This is a genomic window from Microcoleus sp. PH2017_12_PCY_D_A, assembly GCF_020738565.1.
GTDB lineage: Bacteria > Cyanobacteriota > Cyanobacteriia > Cyanobacteriales > Microcoleaceae > Microcoleus.
Window position 1 is genome coordinate 29852 of sequence record NZ_JAEQCI010000058.1, and the last position, 17113, is coordinate 46964.

Annotated in this window: 17 protein-coding genes and 1 tRNA gene; all 18 read right to left on the minus strand. The window is 45.4% G+C overall.

All coding sequences use genetic code 11. From position 1 onward, the window contains the following. Positions 1-115: 115 nt before the first annotated feature. On the minus strand, positions 116-862 hold the full coding sequence (gene urtD / locus JGK39_RS17830; protein WP_293251848.1) for an urea ABC transporter ATP-binding protein UrtD: 747 nt from the start codon (positions 860-862) through the stop codon (positions 116-118). Between the two features lie 170 nt (positions 863-1032). Beyond that, the gene (locus JGK39_RS17835; RefSeq protein WP_293251850.1) at positions 1033-1779 is read right to left on the minus strand and encodes a TIGR00266 family protein; all 747 of its coding nucleotides are present in this window, start codon (positions 1777-1779) and stop codon (positions 1033-1035) included. 87 nt (positions 1780-1866) lie between these two features. Continuing rightward, positions 1867-3009: an urea ABC transporter permease subunit UrtC gene (gene urtC, locus JGK39_RS17840; protein WP_293251852.1), complete on the minus strand. Its 1143-nt coding sequence runs from the start codon at positions 3007-3009 to the stop codon at positions 1867-1869. A gap of 26 nt (positions 3010-3035) precedes the next feature. Beyond that, positions 3036-4193, minus strand: coding sequence for an urea ABC transporter permease subunit UrtB (locus tag JGK39_RS17845; RefSeq protein ID WP_293251854.1), 1158 nt, complete (start codon positions 4191-4193; stop codon positions 3036-3038). A 244-nt stretch (positions 4194-4437) separates the two neighbouring features. Further along, complete coding sequence (gene urtA / locus JGK39_RS17850) at positions 4438-5769, minus strand: urea ABC transporter substrate-binding protein (protein WP_293251856.1); 1332 nt, start codon at positions 5767-5769, stop codon at positions 4438-4440. Between the two features lie 355 nt (positions 5770-6124). Beyond that, positions 6125-6197, minus strand: a tRNA-Ala gene (locus tag JGK39_RS17855). Between the two features lie 129 nt (positions 6198-6326). Then, positions 6327-7046 (minus strand): HAD family phosphatase, encoded by a 720-nt coding sequence (locus JGK39_RS17860; RefSeq protein ID WP_293251858.1) that lies wholly within the window; start codon positions 7044-7046, stop codon positions 6327-6329. Between the two features lie 133 nt (positions 7047-7179). Beyond that, a complete protein-coding gene (locus tag JGK39_RS17865; RefSeq protein ID WP_293251860.1) occupies positions 7180-8079 on the minus strand; it encodes a class I SAM-dependent methyltransferase in 900 nt (299 codons plus the stop codon). 56 nt (positions 8080-8135) lie between these two features. After that, complete coding sequence (locus JGK39_RS17870) at positions 8136-10628, minus strand: ATP-binding protein (RefSeq protein WP_293251862.1); 2493 nt, start codon at positions 10626-10628, stop codon at positions 8136-8138. A gap of 560 nt (positions 10629-11188) precedes the next feature. Further along, the gene (locus tag JGK39_RS17875) at positions 11189-11917 is read right to left on the minus strand and encodes a TVP38/TMEM64 family protein (protein WP_293251864.1); all 729 of its coding nucleotides are present in this window, start codon (positions 11915-11917) and stop codon (positions 11189-11191) included. 71 nt (positions 11918-11988) lie between these two features. Further along, positions 11989-12975: an arsenosugar biosynthesis radical SAM (seleno)protein ArsS gene (arsS, locus tag JGK39_RS17880; RefSeq protein WP_293251866.1), complete on the minus strand. Its 987-nt coding sequence runs from the start codon at positions 12973-12975 to the stop codon at positions 11989-11991. 194 nt (positions 12976-13169) lie between these two features. After that, positions 13170-13571, minus strand: a complete 402-nt coding sequence (arsC, locus tag JGK39_RS17885) for an arsenate reductase, glutathione/glutaredoxin type (protein ID WP_293251868.1) — start codon at positions 13569-13571, stop codon at positions 13170-13172. 116 nt (positions 13572-13687) lie between these two features. Then, positions 13688-14341, minus strand: a complete 654-nt coding sequence (gene arsH / locus JGK39_RS17890; RefSeq protein WP_293251870.1) for an arsenical resistance protein ArsH — start codon at positions 14339-14341, stop codon at positions 13688-13690. Positions 14342-14348: 7 nt separating this feature from the next. After that, the gene (locus JGK39_RS17895) at positions 14349-15056 is read right to left on the minus strand and encodes an MIP/aquaporin family protein (RefSeq protein ID WP_293216436.1); all 708 of its coding nucleotides are present in this window, start codon (positions 15054-15056) and stop codon (positions 14349-14351) included. 249 nt (positions 15057-15305) lie between these two features. Beyond that, positions 15306-15665 (minus strand): metalloregulator ArsR/SmtB family transcription factor, encoded by a 360-nt coding sequence (locus JGK39_RS17900; protein ID WP_293216437.1) that lies wholly within the window; start codon positions 15663-15665, stop codon positions 15306-15308. A 323-nt stretch (positions 15666-15988) separates the two neighbouring features. Beyond that, positions 15989-16243 carry a hypothetical protein gene (locus tag JGK39_RS17905; RefSeq protein ID WP_293216439.1) on the minus strand — a complete coding sequence of 85 codons (255 nt, stop codon included), beginning with the start codon at positions 16241-16243 and terminating at the stop codon, positions 15989-15991. 83 nt (positions 16244-16326) lie between these two features. Beyond that, positions 16327-16695 carry a hypothetical protein gene (locus JGK39_RS33630; protein WP_366048914.1) on the minus strand — a complete coding sequence of 123 codons (369 nt, stop codon included), beginning with the start codon at positions 16693-16695 and terminating at the stop codon, positions 16327-16329. A gap of 18 nt (positions 16696-16713) precedes the next feature. After that, positions 16714-16926 (minus strand): hypothetical protein, encoded by a 213-nt coding sequence (locus JGK39_RS33635; protein ID WP_366048915.1) that lies wholly within the window; start codon positions 16924-16926, stop codon positions 16714-16716. Positions 16927-17113: the final 187 nt, after the last annotated feature.

The following is a 17113-nucleotide window of genomic DNA, read 5'->3' on the forward strand; positions in this document are numbered from 1 at the left end:
GTAATTCCCCGCCAACTAACCAGTAACCAGAACCTTAGTAAGGTGCGCAGTGCGCACCCTACAATTATATTTGATGCGTAATTCCCCGCCAACTAACCAATAACCAATAACTTCTTCACTCTTCTGGTTTTCCCAAATATACCTCAATTACGCGATCGTCATTTTGCACCTCATCCATCGTTCCCTCGCACAAAACAGCACCCTGATGCAAAACCGTCACCTTTTTAGCAATTTGCCGCACAAACTCCATATCATGTTCAATTACCAACACCGAATGACTTTCCGCCAGCGAAATCAGCAAATCTCCCGTTAGCGCCGTTTCCTCATCAGTCAAACCCGCCACAGGTTCATCCACCAACAACAAATCAGGAGATTGCGCCACCAACATCCCAATTTCCAACCACTGCTTTTCCCCGTGAGAAAGCAAACCAGCCGAAACATCAGCTTTATTCACCAAACCAATAGTTTCTAACAAACCCGCCACCGTCCGCTTTTCAGTAGCAGGAGCAGCCTTAAACAGAGTTGGAAACACATTTTTATTGCCATTGCAAGATAGCTCCAAATTTTCGCGCGGCGTTAAATTCAAGTAAACTCGCGGCGTTTGAAACTTGCGACCAATACCCAGACGCGCAATCTGATATTCCGACAATTTTCGCAAATTTTTCCCCTTAAATATCACTCGCCCTTCCGTCGGCTGCACCTTCCCAGTAATCGAATCGAGAAAAGTTGTTTTCCCCGCACCGTTAGGGCCAATGATAACTCGCAGTTCCCCCGCATCCATGCTAAAATTTAAACCGTTTATGGCTTTGAAACCATCAAAACTAACAGTCAAGTTTTCTATTTCTAATACTTTTTCCTTCATATTCTTCTCCTTAGTTTTAGTTGTAGGGTGCGTCAGTCAACAGTCTCTGGAAAAACCGAAAAATCTCCCGGCTGACGCACCCTACATTACTAGATTAATTGTAGGGTGCGTCAGTCAACAGTCTCTGGAAAAACCGAAAAATCTCCCGGCTGACGCACCCTACACAAGCATTAGCCACGATTGCTCATAAAGTCAAACGAAATATTGCTAGAACTGCTCGGGGTTGGAGTTGGCATTGCAGCCATAATCCGCTCAGCTAACTTCGAGAGTGGCAAACTTTGCAAATACACTTTTCCAGGCCCGGTTAGCTTGACCAAAAACAAACCTTCGCCGCCAAACAAAGCATTTCTAAAGCCCCCCACAAACTGAATATCGTAATCTACAGTCGGCGCAAAAGCTACCAAACAACCAGTGTCCGCCCGCAACACTTCACCAACTCCCAAATTTTTCTCAACGATTGTTCCTCCTGCATGAACAAAAGCTAGTCCGTCACCCTGTAATTTTTGCAGAATAAAGCCTTCTCCGCCAAAGAAACCGGCACCCAGCCGCTTGGTGAAAGCTACCTCAATTTCAATCCCGTTGGCAGCACAGAGAAATGAGTCTTTTTGACACAAAAATTTACCGCCAAGTTGGCCTAAATCGAGGGGAATCACTTTACCCGGATAGGGGGCGGCAAAAGCGACCTTTGCCTTGCGATTTCCGGCGTTGACAAAGGTGGTAATGAAAAAACCCGCTCCTGTCAGCATCCGCTTGAAACCTTGAAATAGGCCGCCACCTGTGGATGTTTGCATTTGGATGTCGCCTTCCATGTATGTCATGGTTCCAGCTTCAGCCCTGACGCCTTCTTTGGGGTCGAGTTCAATCTCGATGAGTTGCAAATCGTCGCCGTAGATTTTGTAGTCAATCACATCTGCCATATGTTGCCCCACAAGTTAAGTAACTGAGTATTTTACTACAAAGTCTTTCCTTGGCAGTCCGCAAGCATACCGTACATCATTTAGCAATCAATGTTCAATTTCTTCTTTTTCGTGCTGTACTTCGGGGTCTTGTTCCAGGCTGGGGTAAGTAGATGCGTACTTGGGTTTTCTGAACACGCGGCGGATTTGCTCAAAATCTTGATTTTGCAGCCATCCGACTAAGCCGTCTGGCAAGACTGTGACTACTATTAAGAATAGCGCGCCTTGGAAAAATAGCCACACTTCGGGGAATTGTTCGCTCAAGAAACTTTTGCCAAAGTTGACTAGCAGCGCTCCCAATATTGCTCCTGATAGTGTGGCGCGGCCTCCTACTGCTACCCAAATTACCATTTCTATCGAAAATGCAATATCCATGGCTTTTGGCGAAATTATTCCGGTTTGTACGGTGAATAATGCGCCTGCAATCCCGGCTAAGCCTGCGGATATTGCAAATACTAAAACTTTGTATACTGTGGGATTGTAGCCGGAGAAACGCAGGCGCACTTCGTCGTCGCGAATTGCTAGTAGCAAGCGACCGAAACGCCCGCTTGTCAGCCAGCGGCAGAGGGCGTAGGTTGCTGCTAGAAATAGTACGGTGAGAATGTAGAAAATATATTGAGTATCTCTGTTGTTGACTGTGGCTCCGAATAGGGTTTTAAAGTCTGTGAGTCCGTTGGTGCCGTTAATCAGTTTTTGCTGGCCGTTAAAGAAGTTGAAAAATACAATTGTTGCTGCTTGGGTGAGAATTGAAAAGTAAACGCCTCTAATTCGATTGCGGAATACTAAGTAACCTAAAAGTCCGCCCAAGATGGCTGGGACGAGCATTACTGCGACGACTGAGAAGGGAAATGAATAGAATGGTTGCCAAAACCAGGGCAGTTCGGTGACGCCGTAGAGGTTCATGAATTCGGGTAGTTGACTGCTGGCGTTTGGGGGAATTTGCAGTTTTAGGTGCATGGCGAAGGCGTAGCCACCTAGGGCAAAAAATACGCCGTGTCCGAGACTGAGCAAACCTGTATATCCCCAGATTAAGTCTATACCGAGAGCTACAATTGCTAGTGCTAAAAATCGGCCTAATTGGTTGAGACGAGCGTCGGGAAGTATTCCTGGGATGAGCAATATCAGTATAAGGGCGATCGCTCCTACAATTGCCGCTTCTTTGAACAGAGCCTTTTTTTCTGTATTCTTCATTTTTTTGGCGATCAAAGCTGTAGTTGTTAATTTTCAACTGTGCGTCCTTTTTGCGGAAATATTCCTCCCGGCCGCACTTGCAGAAAAGCCATAATTAAGGCGAATACCATGACTTTTGCCATGCTGGTGGTGGCGAAAAATGTAAAAAAATCAGCTAAGGGCTTGACAGGAGCAAACATTAATGCTAATGTTCCCGAACCGATCAGGTAATTGGCAGTGCCGATCGCCATTGCAGCAACTATACTGCCCATAATCTTGCCCACACCGCCCACAACCACCACCATAAAAGTATCGACTATATAATTTTGTCCGGTATTTGACCCTACAGAACCAATCAAACTAATCGCGCACCCAGCGACACCCGCCAACCCCGAGCCCAAAGCAAAAGTCAGCGCATCTACTTGCTCGGTAGGTATTCCCAAACAAGCGCTCATGCTGCGATTTTGCGTCACAGCGCGAATCCGCAATCCCCACACAGATTTTTGCAAAAATAGGTAAATTCCCGCCAAACAAATGCCTGTCAGCGCAATGATAAAAAGCCGAGCGTAGGGTAACTGAAAAGTTCCCAGCGGGATGCCGCCGCGCAGCCACGCAGGCGCAGTCACATCAACGTTTTGAGCGCCAAACCAAGGTTGAGTTACTGCGAGTTGGTAAGTTTGTGCTAAAAATGCGCTCGCGGCCCAGGAAATACCGAGAGACAGAGGTAAAATTATGGCGGTAAATGTGCTGCGAGTGCGATCGAAATCCGGGCGCCGCTTCAGTACCTGCAAACCCCCAAAAAACAGCAAACAGAACACCGCAATTCCCGTTACCAGCACCCAACTGACGCTGCGGACAAACTGCTGTAAAATCAAACTTACGCCCCAAGTTGCTAGCAGAGTTTCTAGGGGCCGCCCGTAGAGATGGCGAATCACTCCGCGTTCGAGAATTAATCCTACCAATGCTGCCACTAAAAAAGCGAGGGGAATGGCAAATAAAATATAAGTTTCAAAGGCAAATCCTCCGATACCTTTGAAGACATTCTGCACAACAAAAGTTGTATAAGCCCCCAACATCATCAACTCGCCATGAGCCATATTAATCACGCCCATCAGCCCAAAAATAATCGCTAATCCCAGGGCTGCAATTAGCAAAACAGCGCCGATGCTAATGCCATTGAATAAACCGTCCAACAACCCTAACACTACTTATTTTCCTCCTACTTTTAAAATATTTAGGGTGCGCAGTGCGCACCTTACCAATCTGTAGGGTGCGCAGTGCGCACCTTACCAATTTTGTGCAGTTATGTGAGGAACAAGCTATGCCATGGGCACCCTCAGCGATGTTTGACGTGGACATTTATGTAAGGATAAGGTGCGCATTGCGCACCCTACAAACTTCCGTTACATTCGTGGAGCGAATTCGTTGCCGAAGTTCTTTCTTCTCTACTTATGGAGCTTTGAATTTGCCGCCTTTTGCGGGGTCTGACCAATCGCAAGAAAAGCCTTTTGTTTCAGCGACAAACTGATTCCAAGGTATCGGCTTAACTGCTTCGGGCGTAGCAAAAGCGATTTCAAACAAACCATCTTCTCTCACTTGGCCCAACCGCACAAATTTAGCAAGGTGATGGTTAGTTTCCAGCGTAACTTTGCCGCCTGGGGCGTCAAAAGTTTGACCCAAAGCTGCTGCCCGCACTTTTTCCAAATCGTCTGGTGTTCCTGCTTTTTCGACGGCTTGCTTCCACAGGTAAACCATGATGTAAGCTGCTTCCATCGGGTCGTTGGTCACTCTGTCTTTGCCGTATTTTGCCTTGAAAGCTTCGACAAACTTTTTATTAGCGGGAGATTCCACAGTCATGAAGTAATTCCAGGCGGCGTAATGGCCTTTGAGATATTCTACGCCGATCGCCTTTACTTCTTCCTCAGCAATACTGACGGACATTGACGGATATTTGTCTGGGCCCAAACCTGCACCCTGCAACTGTTTGAAAAATGCGACGTTGCTGTCGCCGTTGAGGGAATTGAAAATGACGCCGCCCTCGGGCAAAGCTGCCTTGATTTTAGTGATAATTGGCGTGACTTCTGTACCGCCCAAAGGTATGTAATCTTCGCCAACTAATTCGCCGCCTTTGGCTGCTAGCTGTGCTTTGATAATAGTGTTTGCTGTGCGGGGGAAAACGTAGTCCGATCCGACTAAGAAGAATTTTTTGCCTTTATTTGCTAGCAGCCAGTCTACTGCTGGCTCGATTTGCTGGTTGGGCGCAGCCCCGGTATAAAAGATATTCTTGGAACACTCTTGACCCTCGTATTGTACGGGATACCAGAGCATATGATTTTTTTCTTCAAATACTGGCAATACTGCTTTGCGGCTGGCGGATGTCCAGCAGCCGAAGACGGTGACAACTTTGTCTTGATCGATCAATTTTTTGGCTTTTTCGGCAAAAGTCGGCCAGTCTGAGTTGCCGTCTTCTACTATTGCTTGGATTTGTTTTCCGAGGACGCCGCCAGCTTTATTGATTTCTTCGATTGCTAATTGTTCGGCATCGACAACGCTTTTTTCGCTGATTGACATTGTGCCGCTCAAGGAATGCAAAATTCCTACTTTGATCGTGTTCCCACTGCTGGCTGCGGGTGCTGCTGCTGATGGCGATCCGGTTGCTGTTGGAGAAGCGGCTGGGGTTGCTGTTGGAGTCGGAGTTCTACAAGCTTTTAGAAATAAACTTGATGTTAGGGTAGCAGAACTGTATAAGAGAAATTTCCGCCGATCGAATCGCTTTGTCATTTTTTCTTGATTACTCCTGAATAGTCAGTCAGATGATTGAGAATAATAACACATAGCGACTTGATATTAAGACTCGCTTTGGAAGACTGTTGTACCTTTAGATACAAAACTTATTATTAATTGACAAAATTAAGGTTTTGTGGGGATTGATGGCAACTGTGGCAGAAATGGGGTTTAGACACCAAGATACGTCATTTCAGCAATCAGTCTGAAATTAGAAGTCGGCTTTTTTTTAGAGCGATACCTGATGAATGTTGGGAGTTAGGCAGAAATTGCTCGATCGCACGACGCACACTCACAAGCAAATCTCAAACCACCTCACCCGCCCAAAATTTGTAGAAATATCCCTGATTTATGGAGAATAGCGGACTCGAACCGCTGGCCTCTGCGGTGCGATCGCAGCGCTCTACCAACTGAGCTAATTCCCCTGATTGACTTTCAATTTAGCATTTTAGATGCCCGATTGCCGAATCTCAAAGACTCATAGGTCGCCTTTGTCTTGACTTTGGCAGACAGTCAACTACCTTAGCACGTAATTGCTAAAAAAGTCAAGTGTTTTATGCAGCCGGCTCTGTGGGGGCGATCGAGCAAAGTTGGGCCACTCTATCTAACTCTAAATCAGCAAAATAGTCCACCGTCCAATTAGCTTGGCGCTGAATCATGTGAAACGGGTAAGTGTGAGTCACCCCCGCTACCTGAATCCCGGCTTTTTTCGCCGCTTCTATCCCCGCAAAAGTATCTTCTAATGCCAAACACTCGATCGCCTGCAAGTTAAATCCGGGATATTTCTGGTTGAGAAGTTCCACCGCCAACAAATAGCCGTCGGGTGCTGGTTTGCTCGCCATCAAGTCGTCGCCTGCGACAATTAATTCAAAGTTTGCAGCCAAACCCGATCGATCTAACACCAATTCTATATCCGATCGCATTGCCCCGCTAACTACCGCCATTTTCAGTCCCGAAACCCGAATTTTGTCAATAAATTCTGCCACACCCGAATAAATGGGCAATTTTTCCAAACTATCGATTGTTTCCTGATAAGCTTTTGCCTTGCCGCGCAGCAAGCGATCGAGGTATGTTTCTGTCAGATATCGTCCCCGGCGCTTCAGCAGTTCGGTAATACAAGTGCGATCGCTCTTTCCCAAGCACACTTCACGAAACTCCCCGCGTTTGAGTTGGAGATTTTCATCTAGCATCAGTCGATCGATTATTTTCTCGTGAATCGACTCGTCATTAATAATAACGCCATTAAAATCAAATAAAACTGCTTTTAGAGTCATTAGTTATTAGTCATTAGTCATTAGTTATTAGTCATTAGTCATTGGTAATTGGTAATCGGTAATCGGTAATCGGTAATTGAATACCAACTGTCAACTGTCAACTGTCAACTGTCAACCTGTATGCTGTCAACTGTCAACTGTAAGCTGGTATTCCCGGTAAATCACCATCCAAATCAGGAACCAAATCGATCGGATTCCACACCTTCGCCGCCCGCACCGGTTCCAAATCTTCCCCAGGAAGAGGTTTCACACCCTGCGTCACCTGATGCACCCACCAGTGATCCTGAGTTTGCACCGCCGCGAATCCAGCAGCCCCCGCCCAAGCATCCATACTACCAGCGGCGTAAGACTTAATATAAGGCTCTTCAAAGATATCAGTCAGCCACTCTGTCTGCCGTAAAGTTTTTTGATTTCCGTCCAAAATTGCCACTTGTCCCCCCACCTTCAGCAATCGGAAGCTTTCTCGCAAAATTGCCCGCGATACCGCAGGTGGCGTCTCGTGAAACAGCAAGGAAGCTGCAACTAAATCAAAGCTGGCGTCAGCAAAAGCCACGCTTTCGGCATTTCCGTGCAACCAGTCGATTTTTAACCCGGCTTTTTGCGCTTTCATGGAGGCGACTACCAGCATATATGGCGACAAATCCAGCCCGACAACTTCCGCTTCGGGAAAGGCTTGTTTGAGCATCAAGGTGGTCGAACCGGTGCCGCATCCCAAATCGATGATTCGGCGCGGTTTCACCCGCACAGCGTCAATTAAGCCTTGTCTGGCGACTGTTTCGTGGGGAAGCAAAACGTATTGCGTAATTGGATCGTAGGAAACGGCTGCACTGGGGTTGAGGTAGCCGCCTTCGATGCCGTGAAAGTTTTGACTGCTGTAATATTCGGGATAAACTAGGTTGGGTTGTCGGTGGCGATCGCCCGCTGTTTCCCAGTCGATACCTTCGTAGAGTCGTTTCAGTGCTTGTTCGTCGATCGCCAGTCGTATCAGGGGCGACAAAAAGCGCTCAAAAATTGTATCCTTGCCAACAGCCATAAAACTCCTTGCACAAAACCTCTTCTAATTTTAACCAAAGCCAGCCAACTTAGCATTCAATAAAGCTCCTTTACCTGCGCTGCACTCATCCGCGGCGGAACTTCCCTCTTCCTGCTTGCCTCTTGATGCCCCTCCGCGATCGGAATTTTTATCAAAAACTCCGTCCCCCCGCCCTTAGGTTGAGCAATTTTGATACTGCCACCGTGTCCGTCCACTACAATTTTGTAGCTAATTGCTAATCCCAAACCAGTGCCTTGCCCGACTGGTTTTGTAGTAAAAAATGGGTTAAAAATTTGGTCTTGAATGCTTTCGGGAATGCCCGGGCCGTTGTCGGCAATCGTCACCTTCAGAAATTTACCGCCATTTTGTCGAATTACTCCCGTGGAAATAGTAATGATTTTATCCAGGCGATCGATCTCGTTCAAAGCATCCATCGCATTGCTCAGCAAGTTCATAAACACCTGATTTAGCTGAGACGGATAGCACTCGACTGAAGGCACTTTTCCGTATTTCTTGACTATATAAATTCCATTTTTGATGCGGTTGGAGAGCAGCAGCAAGGTATTTTCCATACCTTCGTGAATGTCCGCCAGCTTTTTGTCAGATTCATCGAGGCGAGAAAAGTTACGCAAAGAAAGAACTATGCTGCGAATGCGTTCGGTTCCTATTTTCATAGAATTCAACATATGCGGCAAATCTTCCTCAATAAATTCCAACTCGATTGATTCGGCAAACTCTTCGATTTCCGGAGTAACTTCTGGGAAGGTTTGTTTGTAGAGACTCACCAAGTCTAATAAATCTTTAGTGTATTTGGTGGTGTGAGGCAAATTAGCCGAAATGAAGTTGACCGGGTTGTTGATTTCGTGAGCTATCCCGGCCACCATTTGACCCAGGGATGACATTTTCTCGCTCTGCACTAAATGAGTTTGTGTTTTTTTGAGTTCATCTAAGGCGCTATTCAGGAGTTTTACTTGGTCTTGGGTTTGACTGTAAAGGTGAGATTGAGTAATGGCGATCGCCAATTGGTCTGCCACAGCTTTTAACAGTTGGATTTCCTCCCCGCTCCAAAACCAATGGGTAGCATGGCTGCAAATTAAATAACCCTGCCGCTCGTTTTGAGTCTGGACAGGGACGGCTAAATAGCTATTAGCTTTAAGTTCGATCGGTTGACTTGTACTCTCGTTACCAGTGTCGATCGACAGAATAACTGGCTCGGATTTATCGCTGCGGACTGACAAATTTTCAAAAAAGTAAGGATCGAACTTTATCGCTTCTTTTGGACACTCAAATTCGCAAGATTGCCCCAGAATTTGTAATGTTTTATCCTGTGGTTCGTGCCAACCAAAAGCTGCCCGTTCTAGATGCAACAAATTTACTATTTCTTCCACTGTGCTTTGCACAATTTTGTCTAATTCTAGGGAAGCTTGAATGCGTCCGGCAATGCGGTTTAACATGGCTTCTCGTTCCGCTTGAGCTCGATTGTTTTCGGAGGAGTAAATTAGCCAAATTGCTGCTAGCATTGCTGGGACGAGCAGTCCACCGACGACGGATGTCAGCAAATTTAATGCTTGCAGTTGGGATTCAATATTTTCGCGGGGAATTACTAGAGCCATTGACCAGTTAACTTCGTTGAGGGGAGCATAGGCTACATACACCCATTTGTTATCTATTTTTACCAGTTCGATATTCGTCTGGTGGCTGGTCATATTGCGCGCAATTGCTGCTAATCCTGGGTCTTGTGATTTTAAAAAAGTTGGGGCTGGCAGGTCGATAGTTCCGATTAATTTATTGTTGGGATGAATAATTGGCACTCCTTCTGAATTAAGCACAAAAGCATAGCTGTCTGAACCGTGGTGCAAGCTGTTAGCTACAGAGGCTACTCGGTCTACTTTAATGCTGCCTGCAAGGACTCCAATTACTTTATTGGGAGTGGGAGGCAATGCCCAAATTGGAGATGCAATTATGATTGTAGAAAGCTTGGTGCTGCGTCCGATCAGCGGGTCGGAAACGTTGACGTTTCCGTTCATTGCCTTTTGAAAGTGTTTGCGGTCTTTGCTGTTCGTGGTAGTACCTAAAGTGTTCTGCACTGAGCCATCGGCTTGAACTAATGACAATACGAAATACTCTTTTAACCTGTATGTTTCTCCTTGCAAAATCGGTTCAACTAATTTCCAGTTGAGAGTGCGAACCGTAGGAGAGTAAGCGATGGTTTCTATTTCTGCTTTGCGACTGCTGAGCCACTTATCGATTTCTTCACTGCCTTTTTCTAATTTTAATAGTGCTATTGCCTTTAAATTGTCGAGGATTAGTCCGCGCACCACGAAATAGCTGATGCAAGCAGTTGTGCTAATGGTTAAGGCCGTACTGCCCAGAATGAGCAGGGTAAGTAAATGGCGGCGCTGCCTTCTGTGCTGCCAAAGACTGTGCGCTTGCTGGCACCGCAATTGAGCAGAATTACTTATTTTTTGCCACAAGCGGCGCAGCTTTTTTGTTTGATGGGGCGGCTGCACAGACACAGCTCGGCCTTGATTTGCTGGGTTTTGCATCATCAAATGTTCTCGTCGAGAGTCTAATAGATCAAACGGCATTTGTTATTGGTAATCCGGCAGAATTAATATTAGATAAATGGTGAGGGTCTGAGTCCTCATTGGTTATACCAATCAGGGGTAATACCACTTTTTATTTGTAACTTTTTGATTAAGAAATTGAAAATGACTGATTAATTTTGGGGCCAAGAATAGAGTTTACAGTGACGTTATTTGAGAGAAATGGTATTACATTTCTCGCTTCACAAACAAATTCCGATCGCGCGATAGCATTCTTTTTTAGCATTAACTTGATATTCAGACTTTGGCTTTACTTACTTGATATTAGTGATTTAAGATATAGTGGTTGTCAATTTTCTCTTCTGTACTTGTCAGCGATCTTACAAATTACCAATATGTGATCTGAATCACTTGAAAATTGCTATATCTTTAATATCTATCTCGTTTTTATAACAAAATTCTTGTAAATAACACAGAGAAAATACGGAGTTTTTTAAATTAGCAATGTATTATAATGTATGGTCAAAACAGTATTGACGATTTTACCAATTTGCGCTATGGCTTTAAGGAGAAATTTTTTCGTCTAAAGCTTTTTTGGCCAAGCGGGTTATATAAACGGTGAGGGCGATCGTTGCTACTAAACCAATGCCGTACAGCGCCCACTCAGCATTAGTGCGCGATCGCCCCTGCGATCCGATTGCAGCCAAACTCCCAGCCAGGGAACCGATATAAACATACATCACGGTTCCGGGAATCATGCCGATCCAAGATGCGAAAAAATAGTCTCTGAGAGATACCTGCGTGATTCCAAAAGCATAGTTAAGCAAATTAAACGGAAAAATTGGCGACAGCCGCGTCAGCAGCACAATTTTCCATCCTTCAGAGGCAACTGCGGAGTCGATCGCCTGAAACTTGAGATTGCCTTCTATCTGTTTGGAAACCCAATCGCGAGTTAAATACCTGCCTGTTAAAAAAGCGCAAGTTGCGCCCAAAACTGAGCCTACGGAAACGCAAACTGTGCCGCCTCCTACTCCGAACAAAACGCCAGAACCGAGAGTCAGCAAGGAACCGGGGATAAATAAAACTGTGGCTACAATGTAAATTAGAATAAAAGCTGCGGGGGCCCAAGGGCCGAGATGGGCGATCGACTCCAGGGCATTTTTGATAATTCCTTGAAAGTTAAAAAACTTTGCTGCCACAATCAAAGCCGCAGCTAAACCAATCCCTAAAAACAGCTTCCACTTATTTGATGGTGGTGGATTTTCTTCACCGGGCGATCGCAAATCATTCATTACTTCAACTCTCCACTCTGAATTACTAATTATGTAGGGTGCGCAATGCGCACCCTACTTATTCCTCCTTCTCAAATCAACGTACCGCCGCAACTAGAACCGCTACCCGCCGTACAGCCGTAGCAATAAGCAGCAGTTTGCACCTCTTGAATTAGATCTAAACTACCAGATTCCAGCAATTTAGCAACTGTTATCCTTTCCCCGCTGCCCGTTTTCGCGGGCAGATTTTCCATTTGGTTAAAATCGCAGTCGTAGACATTGCCCAAATAGTCGATCGACAATTCATTGCGGCACATTAAATAATCCAGAGTACCGGGATTAAAATTATCCTCCAAAAACTCCAGATAAGGCTTGTGCAGTTTTTTGTGTTCCAAATGAAACTTAGTCCGTCCCACAGGCAAATTAGTAATCGCGAACAATTGATTAAAACAAATCCCAAAATGTTCGGCTAAATAAACCTGATAATCTTGCTGTAACTTGCCCTGTTCCGGTGTCAGAGAAAACTTATCTGTGGTCGGCACTTGTGGATTGTACACCAAATCCAGGATTAAATTTGGGTTTTTCCCGTATCCCAACTGATTCAGCTTTTGCAGCGCCCGAATCGAACTGTCAAAAACACCGCTGCCGCGCATTTTGTCAACATTGTCAGCTTGGTAACAGGGAAGCGACGCCACAATTCTGAGTTGGTGCTGCGCGCAATATTCGGGAATATCTTCAAAGCCTTTTTCAAAGTAAATCGTCAAATTAGAACGAACAATTACCTCTTTACCTGTTGCCCTCGCAGCTTCCGCCAGCGGTTTAAAACCGTAAAGCATTTCGGGAGCACCGCCCGTGAGGTCAACAGTTTTAATTTGAGGAAAACGGCGAATGATTTCAATTAATTGTTCGCATATTTCCGGGGAAAGTTCTTCTGTTCGTGTCGGGCTAGCTTCTACGTGACAGTGACTGCAAGCGAGGTTGCAGCGTTTCCCTAGATTAATTTGTAAAACTGTAATCTGCTTTTTAGTTAAAGCTGAGTTGAGTTTGTTTTTGAAAGGCGTGATTGCGGTCTGAATCATGTGCTAAATTTTTTAGTATGCGATCGCAACGAATGTAGAGGCATTCCGGGGAACGCCTCTCATAATTTAGCACTAATTATCAAAGTCGGGGACGTATCAAAACCAAAGAAACCGGGTTTTTTGCGGTTTTTGCGAGCTATAATGCGTCTTCTCGAAAAAAATCCGGTTTCTGACCGCCCGTGCGTCCAGGACTATTAATCTGGCTTGAGAGAGTCAACTAATTTTTCAACTCGTGCTTTGATTTCATCTCGAACGCGGTGAAAAGTTGCGATTGGTTGTCCGTCGGGATCGTCGAGTTGCCAATCTTGAAATACTTCTCGCAAAACCCAGGCTTCGGGTAAATTCACGCCGCAGCCGCACAGAGAAATTACTGCGTCGTAATCTTCGGCATTGAATTCGCTTAATGGGTTAGATGTTTGATCGGTGATATCAATGCCGATTTCTGACATGACTTGAATTGCTGTCGGGTGAACTCTGCTTGATTCTAAACCGGAACTGGTGACGGCAATTTTGTCTTTGCCGATGGTTTTAGCGAATCCTTCTGCCATTTGCGATCGACAGGAGTTTCTTTTGCACACGAACATTACTTTTTTCATTGTTTTTGCTACTTCCGATATGATGTTCTCTCGATAAAATTGGTTCGATCGTTCGGACTTTAGTCCGCATCAATCAGAGGACTAAAGTCCGAACGATCGAACGTGGCCCGATCGCCTTAATTAACTTCCAGGGCGCGATTTGTTAGGGCGATCGCCTCGGAAGCCGCTTGTTCCTTGCGTTCGCTGTGGCGATCGGTCAAATAGTCAGCGTGTTCCCGCAACAGCAAGGTAAACTTGTACAGTTCCTCCATGACATCGATCGCGCGATCGCGAAAAGGAGAATCCTTCATTGTCCCATCATCATGAAACTCCTGATAAGCCTTAGCAACCGAAGACTGATTAGGAATCGTAAACATCCGCATCCAGCGGCCCAAAATCCTCAAAGTATTAACAGCATTAAAAGACTGCGAACCGCCGCTAACCTGCATCACCGCCAAAGTGCGGCCTTGAGTCGGTCTGACGGCCCCAATACTTAAAGGAATCCAGTCAATTTGATTTTTGATAATGCCCGTAATATTGCCGTGCATTTCTGGACTCGACCAAACTTGACCCTCCGACCAAAGGCTCAATTCCCGCAATTCTTGAACCTTGGGATGCGTATCGGGAACGCTGCCGTAAATCGGCAATTCCCGAGGATTGAAAAAACGTACTTCTGCACCCAAATCTTGGATGATTCTAGCCGATTCTTCCGCTAACAAGCGGCTGTAAGAACGCTCTCGCAAAGAGCCGTATAAAAACAGAATTCTCGGTTTGTGCGTGAAATTTCCCATGATACTTTCAATTACAATCTCGAAATCCGTTAGATATTTGTCGGTAAACAGCGACTGCTAACTGCGCGCCCCAAATCGGAGCAACCCAGTAAACCCAGTGGTGTTCCCAAATGTCGCCAATTAATGCCGGGCCGAGCGATCGCGCTGGATTCATGCTCGCTCCGGTAATCGGCCCCATAAATGCAGCTTCTAAGCCTACAGTCAAGCCAATTGCTATCCCCGCAAAACCGATATGAGCGCGCCTGTCAAGTCCCGAACCGAGAATGACAAACATCAGGATAAAAGTTAGAACTGTTTCTAAAATTAGAGACTGCAACCAATTACCGTTAAGAGGGATAGTTGCACCCAGATTTGCCACTTTTCCTAAGCTAATTAGCAGCAGTGCGGAAGCTGCGATCGCCCCCGCACACTGCGCCAAAATGTAAGGTAAAACTTTGTATTTTGGGAAAAACCCGCTCGCCCAAAATCCTAAGGTTACGGCTGGGTTAAAGTGCGCGCCGCTGATATGTGCGATCGCATAAATCATCGCGGCTACAACTGCACCAAATACAAAACTAACGCCCAAATGAGTTACAGAACCACCGCTAATCTTGTTAACCATCACAGCGCCGGTGCCTGCAAAAACTAGAATAAACGTGCCGAGGCCTTCGGCGATCGCTTCTCGGCTGCAATCTCGATTTTCGCCCAAAGCTAACTTTTTTGCTGCTGCACCCATCACTGTCAACTCATTGGTTCAAAACAATCATATCAAAAAAGTTTGATACGTCAACTATCAAGGTTCGTAGTGAGGACTTTAGTCCTTCTTTCTGAGGACTGAAGTCCTCACTACCAACCAATAGGCGTCAACTATCAAGGTTCGTAGTGAGGACTTTAGTCCTTCTTTCTGAGGACTGAAGTCCTCACTACCAACCAATAGCACTTACTTTAGGGGACATAATATTACTTATCAAAAAATATTGATGGGTCAACCCGCCTCAGCACAAGGCCGCGCCGGCAGCATCTGGCTGAAACGGCGGTACTGGGCGAGGTACTCTTCCAGGGCGATAAACTGAGCTAAATTGAGGCTGTAGTAGATCCAGCGGCCTTCTTGGCGGCTGCGAACTAAAGCGGCTTCTTTTAGGGTTTTGAGGTGAAAAGAGAGTTTAGACTGAGGGACTCCCAGCCGATCGCACAATTCGCAAACGCACAATTCCTGTTGCTGCAGCAACTCCAGAATCTGAATCCGCAGGGGGTCAGACAGAGCGTGAAAGCCTGCGGAGACCAGTTTTTGGGAAATCTGAGGTTGTGGAATGCGATCGGGCGCAATTTGAGAATTTTTAAGCATCAATTATAGGAGAAGGAAGAAGGAATAAGGAAGAAGGAATAAGGAAGAAAAGCAACGGTTTCAACAATTAAGAACGTCCTCACCGCCGGCCGCGGTTGCTCTATTAGAATTGAATTGCAAAAGTCCTTTCAATCAAATTTTATGACGATGCTCAGAGCAGCGTCCCACAAGAAAAAAAATTGTGGGATGGCTTTGAGCAGCGTCCTAAGTAATTTTACAATTCAAGTCTATTGTGAAAAAATCCATACAAAACATCATATTTTCTCAAGATTTATCCCAGAAAATTGGTGTATTTAGCATCAATAAATCCTTGGGAATCGATATTACTTCGGATTCTGTACCCGCGCCGGCACATCAGTCAATCCGGCTTTTTGCATCAGCGAAATCACGCCTACAGATAGAACCCCACCAATCACTACCCCGACAACTATCAGAATCAGAAAGAATTTTTGGAGAGTTTTTTTAGTAGCTGGGTGGTACTGTCTCGGCAATTCTTCACCTCGATCGTCAAGTTGTTGCTCTAAGGGGTCTAGCGGATTGGATGGATTTGAGTTAAAAGGATTTGGCGCTTGATTCATGGCTAGTGATGGTTAAAGGATGTAAACAACTATTTTAACTTGCGATTTGCCGTCGCAGCTTACATCATACATTCTGATTTTACTCAAGCCTCGATAAAATTTATTAAGATACCGAGGATTTTAGCAACATTATTGATAAAATATTCGTCTGTGTCAATCTCGATCGCAATTCCTTCTAGCTGAAAGAATTTCCAGATACTCCCAGTTGTCACAACTCCATAAATTGTCTGAATGTCATTTTCTTGACGCTGGTTAAATATTTGCGCTGCAATGGTTTCTGCCATGCACTGCCCCAAGCCGGATTGAATGTTGTCGTTTTTGGCTTCAACCAAGGCGATAACAGGGGATTCGATGACTAGCTGTTCGGGCGATCGGCTAATGAGAAAATCGCAATAACCGCTCAAACCCCTGGCAGGGTCTACATTAAACTCTCTACCTGAAAATAAACTCATCCGTTCCGGCAGCCGTTTTTAAATTTCCACTAATATCGGCGCGACAATTAGTTCGGAGCGAGCTTTGTCGGAATTAATCTCTAGTGCTAAAGGTAGATTGAATTGCAAAGTTTCTTGCAAAAAAATGCTGGGTTCTATTTCGGGGATGTCGGCAAACAAGCCAACCCTCCTAGTAAAAGTTATGCCAAAATTTGTCTTAATTTGTTCGAGGCTAAATTGACTGTATGGCATTTAACTCCCTCTTCCAACACAATCAAAAAACTTCTCGCCCTCATTCCTGGCCTGGAAAAACCTCTGCGTTTATCTGTGTTTATCTCCCCTGCATCTGCGGTTGTTCTATCAATCAAAGATTTAGGCAATTCAAGTCTAATAACTTGTTTAAAACATCCCAAAGAGGGCTGGGCGGGTTTATCTGATT